The organism is Bradyrhizobium cosmicum (assembly GCF_032290525.1).
Classification (GTDB): Bacteria; Pseudomonadota; Alphaproteobacteria; order Rhizobiales; family Xanthobacteraceae; genus Bradyrhizobium; species Bradyrhizobium cosmicum_A.
This window is the reverse complement of the sequence record NZ_JASXTA010000251.1, coordinates 1-269: the sequence shown is the minus strand read 5'-3', so window position 1 is coordinate 269 and position 269 is coordinate 1. Positions and strand designations below refer to the sequence as shown.

At 69.1% G+C, this 269-nt stretch carries 1 pseudogene; it reads left to right on the top strand.

Features of this window, described 5'->3' with window-relative positions:
- Positions 1-269: pseudogene (locus tag QSV46_RS39845) on the top strand (hypothetical protein); the annotation flags it as partial.

Genomic DNA, 269 nt, shown 5'->3' with positions numbered 1-269 from the left:
CAGTTGCTGGTGACCGATGACCTGGGCGTGGTCATCCTCACCTCCCATGACGCCTGGCGCTTTCGCGCCACCCATCCGCTGGACGAGCGCCAGCGCGAGCAGGTCAACGCCAACCGGCCCTACCCCACCACCAATCCGGCGCGCCTGACCCTGGTGCCCGGCGACTGGCTGACCCAGACCCGCAATCTCGACGAAGTGGGCTGGAACGCGCAGATCCTGGCGCCGCGGGAGATGGTCGAGCGCCAGGTGCGCAGCGCCCTCTATGTCGG